Raw genomic sequence first — 14992 nt, forward strand, 5'->3', positions numbered from 1 at the left:
ACCTGCACGTCCGAGGAGCGACGCACCACCCATGACGACGACCCCCGCCCGGTTGACCGTGCTCGCCGGACCGACAGCCGTCGGCAAGGGAACGGTGTCCGCCGACGTCCGTGCCCGCTACCCGCAGGTCTGGCTGTCGGTGTCCGCGACGACGCGGGCCCCGCGGCCCGGAGAGATCGACGGCGTGCACTACCACTTCGTCAGCGCCGAGGAGTTCGACCGCATGGTTCTCGACGGCGAGCTCCTGGAGTGGGCCGTGGTGCACGGGCGCAACAGGTACGGCACGCCACGCGGCCCGGTCGAGGCGCGGCTCGCGGCCGGTGAGCCGGCACTCCTGGAGATCGACCTGCAGGGTGCGCGCCAGGTGCGCGAGACGATGCCGGACGCGCGGTTCGTCTTCCTCGCCCCACCGTCCTGGGACGAGCTCGTGCGCCGCCTGGTCGGTCGCGGCACCGAGGACGCGGAGGAGCGTGAGCGGCGCCTGACGACCGCGCGTGTCGAGCTCGCGGCCGAGCCGGAGTTCGACCACGTCATCGTCAACGACGACGTGACGAGGGCCACCGACGAGCTGATCGAGGTCATGGGCCTGCCGACCAGGTAGACTGTCCGGAGCCTCCGCGCGCCCGCACCTGCTCGCACCCCGTGTCCTCGTGACCGGTGTCGCAGCGTCGGGCGGCGCGCGGACCTCGACCCAGACCCCCTCACGTACGGGAGACCACCGTGTCCGGAACCGTCGCAGCCCCCACCGGGATCACCGACCCGCCGATCGACCAGCTGCTCGAGCGCGCGGACTCCAAGTACGCCCTCGTGCTGTACTCGGCCAAGCGTGCGCGTCAGATCAACGCGTACTACTCCCAGCTCAACGAGGGCCTGCTCGAGTACGTCGGCCCGCTGGTCGAGACCCGTCCGCAGGAGAAGCCGCTGTCGATCGCCATGCGCGAGATCGACGCGGGCCTGCTGACGGTCGAGGCCACTCCGGAGGACTGACCCTCCGTCCATGCGGATCGTCCTCGGTGTCGCGGGCGGCATCGCCGCCTACAAGTCCGTCCTGCTGCTGCGCCTGCTGCGCGAGGCGGGCCATGAGGTGCGGGTCGTGCCGACCCGGGCGTCGCTGGAGTTCGTCGGCCGCGCCACCTGGGAGGCCCTGTCGGGCCAGCCGGTGACGACGGACGTGTTCGAGGACGTCGACCAGGTGGCCCACGTGGCCGTCGGCAAGGGCGCCGACCTGGTCGTCGTCGCCCCGGCGACGGCCGACCTGCTGGCCCGTGCGGCAGCGGGACTCGCCGACGACCTGCTGACCGCCACCCTGCTCGTGGCACGCTGCCCGGTGCTGCTGGCCCCGGCGATGCACACCGAGATGTGGCAGCACCCGGCGACCAGCGCCAACGTGGCGACGTTGCGGGCCAGGGGCGTGCACGTGCTCGAACCCGACTTCGGTCGCCTCACGGGTGCCGACTCGGGCCCCGGTCGACTCCCTGAGCCCGAGGCGATCCTCGCCGCGGCGCTCGCCCTCGTGACCGCTCGCTCCGCCGCGGACGACCTCGCCGGTCGGCGCGTCGTGGTCTCCGCAGGCGGCACGCGCGAGCCGCTCGACCCCGTCAGGTACCTCGGCAACCGCTCGTCGGGCATGCAGGGACTGGCGCTCGCTCGCACCGCACTGGCCCGGGGTGCCCAGGTGACGCTCGTCGCCGCGAACGTCGCGCTGCCCGTGCCCGCCGGCGTCGACGTCGTGCGGGTCGGCTCGGCCGCCGAGCTGCGGGAGGCCGTCCGGGAGGCCGCCGCCGAGGCCGATGTCGTGGTCATGGCCGCGGCCGTGGCCGACTTCCGCCCGGAGACGGTGGTCGGGACCAAGATCAAGAAGGACGACGACGGGTCGGTGCCGTCGATCCGGCTCGTGCGGACCGTCGACGTGCTGGCCGAGCTCGCGCACGACCGGCTCCGTGACGGCCAGGTCGTCGTCGGGTTCGCGGCGGAGACCGGCGACGCCGACGGCTCGGTGCTCGAGCACGGCAGGGCGAAGGCGCTGCGCAAGGGCGCCGACCTGCTCGTCGTCAACGCCGTCGGCGACGGCAAGGGCTTCGGCACGGCGGACAACGACGTCACCGTGCTGGACGGCGGGGGCGACGTGGTGATCACGGCGTCGGGGTCGAAGGACGAGATCGCGCACACCGTGTGGGACGCCGTCCTTGCCCTGGCGGGCCCGCGGAGCGCCTTCGGCACGCACGGCGGCTGACACACACGTCCTCACCGCGGGACACGGGCCGGGGCGTCACCCACGACCACTAGGCTGTCCGCCATGACCGAGCCCGCGATGCGCCTGTTCACGTCCGAGTCGGTGACGGAGGGCCACCCGGACAAGATCTGCGACCAGATCTCCGACGCGATCCTCGACGCGATCCTCGACCAGGACCCGCAGGCGCGTGTCGCCGTGGAGACCATGGTGACCACGGGTCTCGTGCACGTCGCCGGCGAGGTCACCACCAGCGCCTACGTCGAGATCCCGCAGATCGTGCGCCAGGTCGTCCGGGGGATCGGCTACACGTCCTCGCACATCGGCTTCGACGGCGACTCGTGCGGCGTCTCGGTGTCCATCGGCCAGCAGTCGCCCGACATCGCCGCCGGCGTCGACAAGGCCATCGAGATCCGCGAGGACGCCGGTGTCGACCCGCTCGACCAGCAGGGCGCCGGTGACCAGGGCCTCATGTTCGGCTACGCGAGCGACGACACCCCGAGCCTGCTGCCGCTGCCGATCTGGCTGGCGCACCGTCTCGCCGAGCGCCTGACGCTCGTGCGCAAGCAGGGCATCGTCGCGGGCCTGCGTCCGGACGGCAAGACGCAGGTCACCATCGGCTACGAGGGCGACCGCGCGGTCCGCCTCGACACCGTGGTCCTCTCGACGCAGCACGAGCCCGACCTGCGGCTGGACGACCAGCTGCGTCCCGCGATCGCCGAGCACGTGGTCGCGCCCGTGCTGGCGGGCCTCGGGCTGGAGCTCGACTCGACGGACTACCGCCTCCTGGTCAACCCCACGGGCACGTTCGTCGTGGGTGGGCCTCAGGGCGACGCCGGCCTGACCGGGCGCAAGATCATCGTCGACACGTACGGCGGGATCGCCCGGCACGGTGGCGGCGCGTTCTCCGGCAAGGACCCCTCGAAGGTCGACCGGTCGGCCGCCTACGCCATGCGCTGGGTCGCCAAGAACGTGGTCGCCGCCGGCCTGGCCCGTCGCTGCGAGGTCCAGGTGGCGTACGCCATCGGCAAGGCGCACCCGGTGGGCCTGTACGTCGAGACGTTCGGGACCGAGACGGTGCCGCTCGAGCGGCTCACCGCCGCGATCCGTGAGGTGTTCGACCTGCGTCCGGCCGCGATCATCCGCGACCTGGACCTGTTGCGTCCGATCTACCAGCGCACGGCGGCGTACGGGCACTTCGGTCGGGAGCTGCCGGAGTTCACCTGGGAGCGCACGGACCGCGTGACCGACCTGCAGTCCGCCGTCGGCTGACGGCAGCCCGCATGACGGGTCCCGGTGAGCAGCTGACCCTGGCGGGGCTGCCCGTCCCTCGCGCGAGGCGACGGCCGCGCGCGTCGACGGGTCCCGTCGTGCCCGCCGAGGTCGACCCTGTGGCGAGGGTCGCGATCGACCTGCCGCCACCGCACCTCGACCGACCGTTCGAGTACCTCGTGCCGGCCACGCTCGCCGAGGCCGCGGTACCGGGCACCCGGGTGAAGGTGCGGTTCGGCGGGCAGGACGTCGACGGCTACGTGCTCGCACGGGTCGAGGAGGCGGAGCACGACGGCGCCCTGGTGCCGTTGCGCAAGGTCGTCTCGGCGGAGCCCGTGCTGGCCCCCGCCGTGCTGCGCCTCGCCCGTGCGGTGGCGGACCGCTACGCGGGCACGTTGGCCGACGTGCTGAGGCTGGCGCTCCCGTCCCGGCACGCGCGCGTCGAGGCTGAGGACGCGGGGATCGACGCCGTCCCGACCTCGGTGGCCGTCAGTCCTTCGGCCACCGCCTGGACGCCCTACCGGGGCGGTCCGGCGTTCCTGCAGCATCTCGGGGCGGGGGGCTCGCCTCGCGCCGTGCTGTCGGCGCTTCCCGGCCCGGTCGGTGCCGACTGGGCGACGGCCGTGGCGCAGGCGGTGGCGGCCACGGTGCTCGGTGGCCGTGGGGCACTCGTCGTCGTCCCCGACGCGCGGGACGTCGACCGGGTCTGCGCCGCGCTGGCGGACGTCGGTGTCCCCGCCTGGTCGCGGGGGACCCGTGGTGGCGTCGTCCGTCTCATGGCGGACGACGGGCCGGCCGCGCGGTACCGCTCGTTCCTCGCAGCACGCCGGGGGCTCGCCCCGGTGGTCGTGGGGACGCGGGCATCGGCGTTCGCGCCCGTCGCCGACCTCGGCCTGGTCGTCTGCTGGGACGACGGGGACCCGCTGCACGCCGAGCCGCGAGCGCCGTACCCGCACGTGCGCGAGGTGCTCGCCCTGCGGGCGGAGCTGGAGGGCACCGGCCTGCTGGTCGCGGCGCACGCGCGCACGGTCGAGGCGCAGGTCCTGGTCGAGAGCGGATGGGCACGGCAGGTCGTCGCCGACCGTGCACAGGTGCGTGCCCGGACGCCGCGGGTGCAGGCGTTGACCTCGGTCGAGCTCGCGCGTGAAGGTGCCGCGGCGGCCGCGCGGCTGCCTGCGCCGGCGTGGCGGGCGCTGCGCGACGCCCTCGTCCACGGCCCGGTGCTCGTCCAGGTGCCCCGCGCCGGCTACGTCCCGGCTGTGGCGTGCGGTCGGTGCCGGACGATTGCCCGCTGCACGACGTGCCACGGGCCGTTGGGCCTCGATCGCGCCGACGGGACGCCCACGTGCCGTTGGTGCGGGCGCCTGGCGACGGGCTGGCGGTGCGGGGAGTGCGGGGACGCGGCCCTGCGGTCGGTCCGAGTCGGTTCCGAGCGCACCGCGGAGGAGCTCGGGAGGGCCTTCCCGCAGATCCCGGTCCGCGTCTCGGGGGCGCGCGCGGCCGCGGGTGTGCTGGCGTCCGTGCCGGACTCGCCCGCCCTGGTCGTGTCGACGCCCGGAGCCGAGCCCGTCGCCCCGCTCGGCTATGCCGCGGCCGTGCTGCTCGATGCAGCGGTCGCGACGGCGGGCACCTCGTTGCGGGCTTCGGAGGATGCCTTGCGCCGGTGGATGACGGCGGCAGCGCTCGTCCGTCCGATCGGCGAGGGAGGGCAGGTGCTGCTCGTCGGTGACGCGGCGCCGCGCCCCACCCAGGCCCTGGTGCGGTGGGATCCCGTCGGCTTCGCCGCGCGCGAGCTGGCGGAGCGGGTCGAGCTGGCGCTGCCACCGGCCGTGCGGACGGCGACCGTGCGAGGCCCGCGGGACGCGGTCACCGCGGTGCTCGGGCGACTCGTGCTGCCCGAGGGTTCCGACGTGCTGGGCCCGGTGCCGGTGGACGACGACGGTGGCGGCGCGGTGCGGCGCGGTACCGACAGCCTCGACCCTGACGTGCGCGCGCTGGTCCGGGTCCCTCGGGCGGGCGGACCCGCGCTGACGCGCACGCTCGCCGCGTCGCTGGCCGTGCGCAGCGCCCGCCGGGAGGGCGGCACCGTGCGTACCCAGGTCGACGCACCCGAGCCCGTATGAACCCGTCGAGACCCGTCAGACCTGTCAGAACCGTCACAGCCGTCCGGTCGCGCGAGGCGCGCGGCGACGCAGAGCGTGGGGAGAGCCCGTGGAAGAGTCCGACCGGTCGACCGGGACCGAGTCGAGTGGGACCGACGTGACCGGTGGTCGCCCCGCCCCGGAGGCTGTGGTTTTCGACCTCGGCAACGTGCTGCTGCGGTGGGACCCGTACGCCCCCTTCGAGGGCCGCCTCGACCGCGCCGAGGTCGAGGCGTTCTTCGCGGAGATCGACTTCTTCGCGTTCAACCACCTGCAGGACGCGGGTCGCAGCTGGCAGGCGGCGCGCGAGGCCGTGGCGGAGAGCCACCCCCACAGGCTGGTGGCACTGGACCTCTACCTCGAGCACTTCGCCGAGGCGTTGCCGGGCCCGGTCGAGGGGTCGGAGCAGATCGTGCGCGACCTGCTCCGTGCGGGCGTGCACACCTACGGGCTGACGAACTGGTCCGCGGAGACGTTCCATCACGCCGGTCCGGCAGCTCCGGCGGTCGACCTGCTCGAGGGGATCGTGGTCTCGGGGGTCGAGGGGATCGCCAAGCCCGACCTGCGGGTGTTCGCCCTGGTCGCCGCCCGGTTCGCGCTCGACCCCGCACGCACGGTCTTCACGGACGACTCGGCGGCGAACGTCGCAGCCGCGGCGGAGGCGGGCTTCGACGCGGTGCTGTTCACCGATGCCCCGTCGTTGCGCGCCGAGCTCGTGGCGCGGGGTCTCCCGCTGGACGGGGACGAGGGCCCGCGCACCTAGGATCGGGGCATGCGACTGCTCTTCGCCGGAACCCCTGCGGCCGCGGTGCCGTCGCTCGAGGCGCTCCTCGGCTCCCGTCACGAGGTCGTGGCCGTGCTGACCCGGCCCGACGCCCGCTCCGGTCGAGGGCGGACGCTGTCGGCGAGCCCGGTCAAGCAGCTCGCGCTCGAGGCGGGCCTCGATGTCCTGGAGCCCCGGCGGTTGCGTGACGAGGGCGTCCGGGAGGCGCTCGAGCGGCTCGACATCGACGCCGCGCCCGTCGTCGCCTACGGGAACCTGGTTCCGCCGGAGCTGCTCGACCTGCCCGCGCACGGCTGGGTCAACCTGCACTTCTCGGTGCTGCCCGCCTGGCGCGGCGCCGCACCCGTGCAGCACGCGCTCATCGCGGGGGACCAGGTCACAGGCGCGACGACCTTTCGGCTCGACGAGGGTCTGGACACGGGCGCGGTGCTCGGCACGCTCACCGAGACGGTGCGCCCGCGCGACACCTCGGGCGATCTGCTGGGCAGGCTCGCGCAGGTGGGTGCCGGGCTGCTGGTGCGCACGCTCGACGCGCTCGAGGACGGCATCCTCGTCCCGACGCCGCAGGGGCTCGACGGCGTCAGCCACGCGCCCAAGATCGAGGTCGACGACGCGCGGGTCCGGTGGGGTCACCCCAGCCATGCGGTCGACCGGCGGATCCGGGGCTGCACCCCGGCGCCCGGAGCGTGGACCACGCTGCCCGACGGTTCACGGCTGGGGCTCGGTCCCGTGGTGCCCGTCCCGGGCGTGGACGGTCTTGCGCCCGGTCAGGTGCGCGCGGGCAAGAGCGAGGTGCTCGTCGGCACCGCCGGCGGGGCGGTGCGGCTCGGCGAGGTGACACCGGCGGGGAAGCGGGCGATGGCGGCCGCGGACTGGGTCCGAGGGGCACGGCTCGACGACGCCACGGTGCTCGGTGCGAACGGCGAGGTCTCGGCATGAGCGCGGACGGTGGGCAGGGCAAGGGCGGGCAGGGCAAGGGCGGGCAGGGCACAGGCGGGCGGAGTGAGGGTCGGCGGGACTCGGGTCATCAGGACTCGGGACGCCGAGATGCTCGCGGCCGCGAGCGCGGTGCCGCGCGGGCGGAGGGTCGTGGGCAGCGGTCGTCGTCGGCGCCGGCGCAGCGTCGTCGGGACTCCGACCCGGCGCGTGCGGTGGCGTTCGACGTGCTCCGGGCGGTCGACGGGTCGGACGCGTACGCGAACCTCGTACTACCGCCCCTCCTGCGTGAGCGCGGCATCCGTGGCCGGGACGCGGGTTTCGCCACGGAGCTGACCTACGGCACGTTGCGGCTGCGCGGACGCTACGACGCGGTCATCGAGCAGGCTGCCGCTCGCGAGACCGCGAAGATCGACCCGCCGGTGCTGGACCTGCTAAGGCTCGGTGCGCACCAGCTGCTGGGGATGCGTGTGCCGCCGCACGCGGCGGTGTCGGAGACGGTCGGGCTGGCCCGGGCGCGGACGGGTGCGGGCAGCGCCCAGTTCGTCAACGCGGTCCTGCGGGCGGTCTCGCGTGCGGACCTGCCGACGTGGCTGGGGCTGATCGGTGACGCCGTGGACCCGTCCGGCGACGAGCCGTTGGCGCGTCTGTCGGTCGTGGAGAGCCACCCGCTGTGGGTCGTGCGCGCGTTGCGGGAGGCGTTGGTGGCGCACGGCAGGTCGGCCGACGAGATCGGCGACCTGCTGCGGGCGGACGACGTGGCGCCGCGGGTGACGTTGGTGGCCCGGCCGGGGCTGTGCACCACCGACGAGCTGCTCGGATCGGGCGAGGGGGCGTCCGTGGGGCTTCTCGCACCGACGGCGGTGGTCTTGGACGGCGGCGACCCGGCCGGGGTGACGGCGGTCCGTGAGGGCCGGGCCGGGGTGCAGGACGAGGGCAGCCAGCTCGTCGCTCTCGCCCTGGCTGCCGCACCGCTGGACGGGCTCGACGAGCGGTGGCTCGACCTGTGCGCGGGCCCGGGAGGCAAGGCGAGCCTGCTGGCGTCGTCGGCTGCGGGCCGTGGTGCACGGCTGGTCGCGAACGAGGTGCAGCCGCACCGTGCGCGGCTGGTCGAGCAGGCGTTGCGGGCCGTGCCGTCCGGCGCCGTGGAGGAGGTCCGGACGGGCGACGGCCGCACGATCGGTGAGGACGAGCCGGCCGGCTACGACCGGGTGATGGTCGACGCGCCGTGCACGGGCCTGGGTGCGTTGCGGCGGCGTCCGGAGTCGCGGTGGCGTCGCACCCCGGCCGACCTGGCGGGTCTGGGGGTGCTGCAGCGCGAGCTGCTCACCTCGGCTCTGCGCGCGGCGCGTCCGGGTGGTGTCGTCGCGTACGTGACGTGCTCCCCGCACCTGGCGGAGACGCGGCTGGTGGTCACGGACGCGGTCCGCGCGGCCACCAAGCAGGGTCTCGTGGTCGAGACGGTCGACGCGGCGGGCGTGCTGCGCACGATCGCGCCGGGGATCGAAGGGCTTGCGGGTGACGGGCGGCACGACGTGCAGCTGTGGCCGCACGTGCACGGGACGGACGCCATGCACCTGAGCTTGCTGCGCCGGCTCGCGTGAGCCCGCGGCCGGTCGGCCGGGACGCCACGGGTCGGGCGTCGACGTGGCTAGGCTGACCGGGTGCCTGCGCTGATCAACCCGAGCATCCTGTCGGCGGACTTCGCGAACCTCGAGCGTGACCTGGCGGCGATCGCGACGGCCGACTACGCGCACGTCGACGTGATGGACAACCACTTCGTGCCGAACCTCACGCTCGGCCTGCCGGTCGTGCGCCGCATCGCCGAGGTGTCCCCGGTGCCGGTCGACGTGCACCTGATGATCGAGGACGCCGACCGGTGGGCCCCGGTGTACGCCGAGGCGGGCGCGGCGTCGGTGACGTTCCACACCGAGGCGGCGAAGGCCCCGGTGCGACTCGCTCGCGAGCTGCGCCGCCTGGGCGTGCGCGTCGGGGTCGCGCTCAAGCCGGCGTCCCCGGTGGAGCCGTACCTGGACCTGCTCGAGGAGATCGACATGATCCTGGTGATGACGGTCGAGCCGGGCTTCGGCGGCCAGTCGTTCATCGAGGGCACCCTGCCGAAGATCCGCCGGGCCCGTGCGGCGATCGACGCGGCCGGGACGGGCACGTGGATCCAGGTCGACGGGGGAGTGGCGCGCCCGACCATCCGCCGGATCGCGGAGGCGGGGGCGAACGTGTTCGTGGCCGGATCGGCGGTCTACGGTGCGCCGGACGTCCCGGCCGAGATCGCCGCGCTGCGTGCGCTGGCGGACGACGCCGGGCGCTGACCCGTCTGACGCCAGCGCCTGCCGCCCGCGCCCGTGGCCGACGGGTGGCGACGTGACCTGGAGGGAAGCCTCACAGGTCCGGGAATGGGCCGTGTGGCATGATCGTTGACGCAGCAAGAACACGTGCTCCGGGGTCGGTGCAATTCCGAGCCGGCGGTGACAGTCCGCGACCCGCACGGTCCGCAAGGGCCGGGCGGTTGACCTGGTGGAACTCCAGGACCGACGGTGAAAGTCCGGATGGGAGGCGTACGTGGCGTCGGTGCACCTGTGCGCCGACGTGGCTGCAGGGCTCTGCCCTGCGGTCGTACCCCCGGAGCCCTGACGGCACGGGAGGTGGCGATGAGCACGACGGCGGACCAGGCGGCGTTGCCCGCGTCCGGGGCGAACGCGTCGCCCGAGACGTTTCTGGGACCCCCCGACGTCACCCCTGATGAGCTGGGCGCGCTGGAGCGTGCGTTCGTCCTCGCCCGCCTCGGGCCTGCGCACGGCCCCAACCCGCGCGTCGGCTGCGTGCTGCTGGGCCCGGACGGCCGTGTGCTCGGCGAGGGCTGGCATCGCGGGGCCGGGACGCCGCACGCCGAGGTCGCCGCTCTGGTCGACGCCCGCGAGCGCGACGAGGACGTGCGCGGTGCGACGGCGGTCGTCACCCTCGAGCCGTGCAACCACACGGGTCGGACCGGGCCGTGCAGCGAGGCTCTGCTCGCCGCGCAGGTCCGTCGCGTGGTGGTGTCGGTCGACGACCCGAACCCGCAGGCGTCCGGGGGTGCCGAGCGGTTGCGTGCCTCGGGGGTGGACGTCGTGTCCGAGGTCCTGGCCGAGCAGGGGGAGCGGGTGCTCGGGCCGTGGCTGACGGCGGTGCGCCGGGCCCGGCCGTTCGTCACGCTGAAGCTCGCCGCGTCGTTGGACGGCCGGGTGGCCGCCGCCGACGGGACGAGCCGGTGGATCACGTCCGAGGTCGCTCGGCAGCACGCGCACGAGCTGCGCTCCGAGGTCGACGCGATCGTGGTGGGGACCGCGACGGCGCTGGTCGACGACCCGTCGCTGACGGCACGGAACGTGGCCGGCGAGCTGCACCACCACCAGCCGCTGCGTGTGGTCGTGGGCCTGCGCGAGGTGCCCGCGGGTGCGCGGCTGCGGGGGCCCGGCGGCGAGCTCGTCGAGGTGCGCACGCACGACCCGGTCGCGGTCCTTGCGGTGCTGCACGCCAGGGAGGTCCGGCACGTGCTCGTCGAGGGTGGGCCGACGCTCGCGGCGGCCTTCCTGCGGGCGGGTGTCGTGGACGAGGTGCACGCCTACGTCGCACCGGTGCTCCTGGGTGCTGGCCGTTCGGCGGTCGGTGACCTCGGCGTCGGGACGATCGCCGACGCCCTGCGGCTGGTCCCGCAGGAGGTCATCCCGCTCGGTCCTGACGTGCTCGTCGTGGCGACCCCGCTCGCGCAACCCGTCACCAGCCTCACCAGCAAGCCCACCAGCAGACCCACCAGCACACCTGTGCACGCGGACGAGGAGCGTTGATGTTCACCGGGATCGTCGAGGAGATCGGCACGATCGAGGAGCTGGAGCCGGCGCGAGACGCGGGAGGTGCGGTCACCGACGCCCGCGTGCGCGTGCGCGGTCCGTTGGTCGTGCAGGACGCGCGTCCTGGCGACTCGATCGCGGTGTCGGGGGTGTGCCTGACGGTGACCGAGCTGCCGGGCGACGGCACGTTCGTGGCGGACGTCATGCCGGAGACGCTGCGCCGCACCGCGCTGGGGGACCTGGCCGTGGGCAGCCCGGTGAACCTGGAGCGTGCCCTGGCCGTGGGTGGTCGGTACGGCGGGCACGTCGTGCAGGGGCACGTGGACGGCGTCGGGCTGATCCGTGCCCGCACCCCTGGTCCGCGCTGGGACGAGGTCGAGGTCGAGGTTCCTGCCGAGCTGGCGAGGTACGTCGCCGAGAAGGGGTCGATCGCCGTGTCGGGCGTCTCGCTGACCGTGACCCACGTGTCCGACGACGCGTTCGGCGTCTCGTTGATCCCGACCACGCTGGCGGCCACGACGTTGGGCACGCTGCAGCCGGGTTCGCGGGTCAACCTCGAGGTCGACGCGCTCGCCAAGTACACCGAACGGCTGCTGACGGCGGCGGGGGTGCTGCGATGAACGAGGTTGTGGTGAACGAGGCCGTGGTGAACGGGCAGGCCCGGCAGATCCGGCTGGGCACGGTCGAGGAGGCGCTCGACGCCCTGCGTGCCGGGCGTCCGGTGCTCGTGGCCGACTCCCCGGAGCGGGAGAACGAGGCCGACGTCATCCTGGCCGCCCAGTCCGCCACGCCGCAGTGGGTGGCGTGGACGATCCGGCACTCCTCGGGCTACCTGTGCGCGCCGATGCCCGCGGGCAGGGCCGACGCGCTCGACCTGCCGCTCATGGTCCCGCAGAGCGAGGACCCGCGGCGGACGGCGTACACGGTCACGGTCGACGCCGCGACCGGTGTCTCGACGGGCATCTCGGCGGCCGACCGCACGCGCACGCTGCACGTGCTGGCCGACCCGGCCTCGGGCCGCGAGGACCTCATCCGTCCCGGTCACGTGCTGCCGCTGCGGGCGGTGCCCGGTGGGGTGCTGCACCGCCCGGGGCACACCGAGGCGGCCGTCGACCTGTGCCGGCTGGCCGGGCTCGAACCCGTCGCCGCGATCGCCGAGCTGGTCAACGACGACGGCACGATGACCCGCCTCGACGACGCCTCGGCGCTCGCGCAGGCCGAGGGGCTCGTGCTGCTGACCATCGCGGACATCGTGGCCTGGCGGACAGCGCACGACGACGTGGCGCCCACCGAGGGGACCGGTGCGCCGGGCGCGCCGGGTCGTCCCCGGGTGCACGCGACGCACACCGCCTACCTGCCGACCCGGCACGGCGACTTCCGCATCCACGGGTATCGCGACCTGCGCACGGGGGCCGAGCACGTGGCCCTCGTCTCGACGGCCGGTCTCGCCGAGCGGCCGGTCGTGCGGGTGCACTCCGAGTGCCTCACCGGCGACGCGTTCGGCTCGGCCCGTTGCGACTGCGGCCCGCAGCTGGACGCGGCGCTCGAGCTGGCGGCCGCCGAGGGTGGTGCCGTGGTCTACCTGCGGGGGCACGAGGGTCGTGGCATCGGCCTGCTCGCGAAGGTCGCCGCGTACGCGTTGCAGGACACCGGGCGCGACACCGTCGAGGCGAACCTCGACCTGGGCTGGCCCGCCGACCGGCGCGAGTACGGGGCCGCCGCGGCGATCCTGGCCGACCTCGGCGTCAGCGCCGTCACGCTGCTCACGAACAACCCGGCCAAGGTCGTCGGCCTGCAGTCGCACGGCATCGAGGTCGACCACGTGCGCGGGCTCGAGGTCGGGCGTACCCCGCACAACGAGGCGTACCTGCGGACGAAGGCCACCCAGATGGGCCACGTGCTGCACCTCGGCGACGACGGACCCTCGATCCACGTCGACCCCGTGCTGGCGGCCGCGCCCTCACCGGGCACCGACACCACGGACCACGCGTTCGACCCGGACCTCGGTCCGCTGGACGTGACCACCGACACCCACCACGAGCAGGAGACCAGGGCATGAGCGGCGCAGGAGCACCTTCCCTCACGACCGACGGGAGCGGCCTCAAGGTCGTCGTCGTCGCGGCGAGCTGGCACACCGTCGTGATGGACGGGCTGCTCGCGGGCGCCCGCCGCGCGCTGGCCGAGGCGCACGTCGAGGACGTGACGGTCCTGCGCGTGCCCGGCACGTTCGAGCTGCCGGTGGCTGCCCGTGCGGCGACCGAGGCGGGTGCGGATGCGGTCGTCGCGCTCGGCGTCGTCATCCGCGGCGGGACGCCGCACTTCGAGTACGTGTGCGAGGCAGCCACCCACGGGCTGACCGACGTCTCGGTGCGCAGCGGCGTGCCGGTCGGCTTCGGCGTGCTCACGTGCGACGACGAGGCCCAGGCGCTGGACCGCGCCGGGCTCCCCGGCTCGCACGAGGACAAGGGCGCCGAGGCTGCCCAGGCTGCGGTCGCCACCGTGGTCGCGCTGCGCACGCTGCCCGCCAGGCCGTCTAGGCTCCGCTCGTGAAGACCTTCGACCAGCTGTTCGCCGAGCTGTCCGAGAAGGCCGTGACCCGCCCCGCGGGCTCCGGCACCGTCGCCGAGCTGGACTCGGGCGTGCACGGGATCGGCAAGAAGATCGTCGAGGAGGCCGCCGAGGTGTGGATGGCCGCCGAGCACGAGTCCGACGAGCGCACCGCCGAGGAGATCTCGCAGCTGCTCTACCACCTGCAGGTGCTGGTCCTCGCACGCGGCCTCACGCTCGAGGACGTCTACAAGCATCTGTGACGGGTCGCTCGCGCCCAGGTCCACCCACCGACCCGTCCCGCTCTCCCGAACGACACCGATGAGGACACCGTGCTGAGGATCGCCGTCCCGAACAAGGGCTCGTTGTCCGAGCCCGCCGCCGACATGCTGCGTGAGGCCGGTTACCGGCAGCGCCGCGACAGCCGTGAGCTCGTGCTGCCCGACCCCGACAACGACGTGGAGTTCTTCTTCCTGCGCCCCCGCGACATCGCGGTGTACGTGGGCCAGGGGACCGTCGACGTCGGCATCACGGGCCGTGACCTGCTGCTCGACTCGGAGTCCTCGGCCACCGAGCACCTGCCCCTGGGCTTCGCGCGCTCGACGTTCCGGTTCGCCGCGGTCGCCGGGTCGATGGACGACGTCCAGCAGATCGACGGGCGCCGGGTCGCCACGTCGTACCCGGTGCTCGTCGGGTCCTACCTGCGGGGCCAGGGCGTCGCTCCGTCGGGTGTGGTGCGGCTCGACGGCGCGGTGGAGACCGCGATCCGTCTGGGTGTCGCAGATGTCATCGCCGATGTCGTCGAGACCGGAACGACGCTGCGGGCCGCCGGGCTGGAGATCTTCGGCGAGCCCCTGCTGCGGTCCGAGGCGGTGCTGGTGCGCCGCTCCGACGGCGAGGAGCCCGCCGGGCTCGACGTGCTCACGCGGCGGCTGCAGGGCGTGCTGACCGCGCGCGAGTACGTGCTCATGGACTACGACGTGCCGCTCGCGCAGGTCGAGGCGGCCGTGGCCATCACGCCCGGTCTGGAGTCGCCCACGGTGTCGCCCCTGCACAACCGCGACTGGGCGGCCGTGCGGGCGATGGTGCGCCGCGCGGACACGAACCGGGTGATGGACGCGTTGTACGAGGTGGGTGCGCGCGCGATCCTCGTGACCTCGATCCACGCCTGCCGTCTCTGACCGGCAGGCCACGATCCGACCGCGAGCCACGCTCTGACCGCAGGCCCGGCGGACGG

At 74.3% G+C, this 14992-nt stretch carries 15 protein-coding genes and 1 riboswitch; all 15 genes read left to right on the forward strand.

The window, feature by feature from the left end; genetic code table 11:
* Positions 1-31: 31 nt before the first annotated feature.
* Positions 32-601, forward strand: coding sequence for a guanylate kinase (gmk, locus tag BKA22_RS16880; protein WP_146951886.1), 570 nt, complete (start codon positions 32-34; stop codon positions 599-601).
* A 119-nt stretch (positions 602-720) separates the two neighbouring features.
* Positions 721-987 carry a DNA-directed RNA polymerase subunit omega gene (rpoZ, locus tag BKA22_RS16885; protein ID WP_146951887.1) on the forward strand — a complete coding sequence of 89 codons (267 nt, stop codon included), beginning with the start codon at positions 721-723 and terminating at the stop codon, positions 985-987.
* A 10-nt stretch (positions 988-997) separates the two neighbouring features.
* Positions 998-2233 carry a bifunctional phosphopantothenoylcysteine decarboxylase/phosphopantothenate--cysteine ligase CoaBC gene (coaBC, locus tag BKA22_RS16890; protein ID WP_146951888.1) on the forward strand — a complete coding sequence of 412 codons (1236 nt, stop codon included), beginning with the start codon at positions 998-1000 and terminating at the stop codon, positions 2231-2233.
* Positions 2234-2296: 63 nt separating this feature from the next.
* Positions 2297-3502, forward strand: coding sequence for a methionine adenosyltransferase (gene metK / locus BKA22_RS16895; protein WP_146951889.1), 1206 nt, complete (start codon positions 2297-2299; stop codon positions 3500-3502).
* Between the two features lie 11 nt (positions 3503-3513).
* Positions 3514-5625, forward strand: a complete 2112-nt coding sequence (locus BKA22_RS16900; protein ID WP_146951890.1) for a primosomal protein N' — start codon at positions 3514-3516, stop codon at positions 5623-5625.
* A gap of 166 nt (positions 5626-5791) precedes the next feature.
* Positions 5792-6406: an HAD-IA family hydrolase gene (locus tag BKA22_RS16905; RefSeq protein ID WP_223203442.1), complete on the forward strand. Its 615-nt coding sequence runs from the start codon at positions 5792-5794 to the stop codon at positions 6404-6406.
* A gap of 9 nt (positions 6407-6415) precedes the next feature.
* Complete coding sequence (fmt, locus tag BKA22_RS16910; protein WP_146951891.1) at positions 6416-7366, forward strand: methionyl-tRNA formyltransferase; 951 nt, start codon at positions 6416-6418, stop codon at positions 7364-7366.
* Positions 7363-8967: an RsmB/NOP family class I SAM-dependent RNA methyltransferase gene (locus tag BKA22_RS16915; RefSeq protein WP_146951892.1), complete on the forward strand. Its 1605-nt coding sequence runs from the start codon at positions 7363-7365 to the stop codon at positions 8965-8967. The genes fmt and BKA22_RS16915 overlap by 4 nt, the downstream gene beginning before the upstream one ends.
* Before the next feature lie 60 nt (positions 8968-9027).
* The gene (rpe, locus tag BKA22_RS16920) at positions 9028-9690 is read left to right on the forward strand and encodes a ribulose-phosphate 3-epimerase (RefSeq protein ID WP_146951893.1); all 663 of its coding nucleotides are present in this window, start codon (positions 9028-9030) and stop codon (positions 9688-9690) included.
* A 120-nt stretch (positions 9691-9810) separates the two neighbouring features.
* Positions 9811-9943, forward strand: a riboswitch (FMN riboswitch).
* An 86-nt stretch (positions 9944-10029) separates the two neighbouring features.
* Positions 10030-11205 (forward strand): bifunctional diaminohydroxyphosphoribosylaminopyrimidine deaminase/5-amino-6-(5-phosphoribosylamino)uracil reductase RibD, encoded by a 1176-nt coding sequence (gene ribD, locus BKA22_RS16925; RefSeq protein ID WP_146951894.1) that lies wholly within the window; start codon positions 10030-10032, stop codon positions 11203-11205.
* Positions 11205-11828, forward strand: coding sequence for a riboflavin synthase (locus BKA22_RS16930; protein WP_146951895.1), 624 nt, complete (start codon positions 11205-11207; stop codon positions 11826-11828). The genes ribD and BKA22_RS16930 overlap by 1 nt, the downstream gene beginning before the upstream one ends.
* A complete protein-coding gene (ribA, locus tag BKA22_RS16935) occupies positions 11825-13267 on the forward strand; it encodes a GTP cyclohydrolase II (protein ID WP_146951896.1) in 1443 nt (480 codons plus the stop codon). Before BKA22_RS16930 ends, ribA begins: the two co-directional genes overlap by 4 nt.
* Entirely contained in the window at positions 13264-13758 is a 495-nt protein-coding gene (gene ribH / locus BKA22_RS16940) for a 6,7-dimethyl-8-ribityllumazine synthase (RefSeq protein ID WP_146951897.1), read from the forward strand. The genes ribA and ribH overlap by 4 nt, the downstream gene beginning before the upstream one ends.
* A complete protein-coding gene (locus BKA22_RS16945; RefSeq protein ID WP_146951898.1) occupies positions 13755-14018 on the forward strand; it encodes a phosphoribosyl-ATP diphosphatase in 264 nt (87 codons plus the stop codon). Before ribH ends, BKA22_RS16945 begins: the two co-directional genes overlap by 4 nt.
* A 69-nt stretch (positions 14019-14087) precedes the next feature.
* The gene (gene hisG / locus BKA22_RS16950; protein ID WP_146951899.1) at positions 14088-14936 is read left to right on the forward strand and encodes an ATP phosphoribosyltransferase; all 849 of its coding nucleotides are present in this window, start codon (positions 14088-14090) and stop codon (positions 14934-14936) included.
* The last annotated feature ends 56 nt before the right edge of the window (positions 14937-14992 follow it).

The sequence above is a fragment of the Cellulomonas soli genome (assembly GCF_013409305.1).
Lineage (GTDB): Bacteria > Actinomycetota > Actinomycetes > Actinomycetales > Cellulomonadaceae > Cellulomonas > Cellulomonas soli.

Coding starts and splice junctions, on each gene's coding strand:
- fmt (WP_146951891.1), top strand. CDS start 6,416: ATGCGACTGCTCTTCGCCGGAACCCCTGCGGCCGCGGTGCCGTCGCTC.
- coaBC (WP_146951888.1), top strand. CDS start 998: ATGCGGATCGTCCTCGGTGTCGCGGGCGGCATCGCCGCCTACAAGTCC.
- gmk (WP_146951886.1), top strand. CDS start 32: ATGACGACGACCCCCGCCCGGTTGACCGTGCTCGCCGGACCGACAGCC.
- ribA (WP_146951896.1), top strand. CDS start 11,825: ATGAACGAGGTTGTGGTGAACGAGGCCGTGGTGAACGGGCAGGCCCGG.
- BKA22_RS16900 (WP_146951890.1), top strand. CDS start 3,514: ATGACGGGTCCCGGTGAGCAGCTGACCCTGGCGGGGCTGCCCGTCCCT.
- metK (WP_146951889.1), top strand. CDS start 2,297: ATGACCGAGCCCGCGATGCGCCTGTTCACGTCCGAGTCGGTGACGGAG.
- ribD (WP_146951894.1), top strand. CDS start 10,030: ATGAGCACGACGGCGGACCAGGCGGCGTTGCCCGCGTCCGGGGCGAAC.
- BKA22_RS16915 (WP_146951892.1), top strand. CDS start 7,363: ATGAGCGCGGACGGTGGGCAGGGCAAGGGCGGGCAGGGCAAGGGCGGG.
- BKA22_RS16930 (WP_146951895.1), top strand. CDS start 11,205: ATGTTCACCGGGATCGTCGAGGAGATCGGCACGATCGAGGAGCTGGAG.
- ribH (WP_146951897.1), top strand. CDS start 13,264: ATGAGCGGCGCAGGAGCACCTTCCCTCACGACCGACGGGAGCGGCCTC.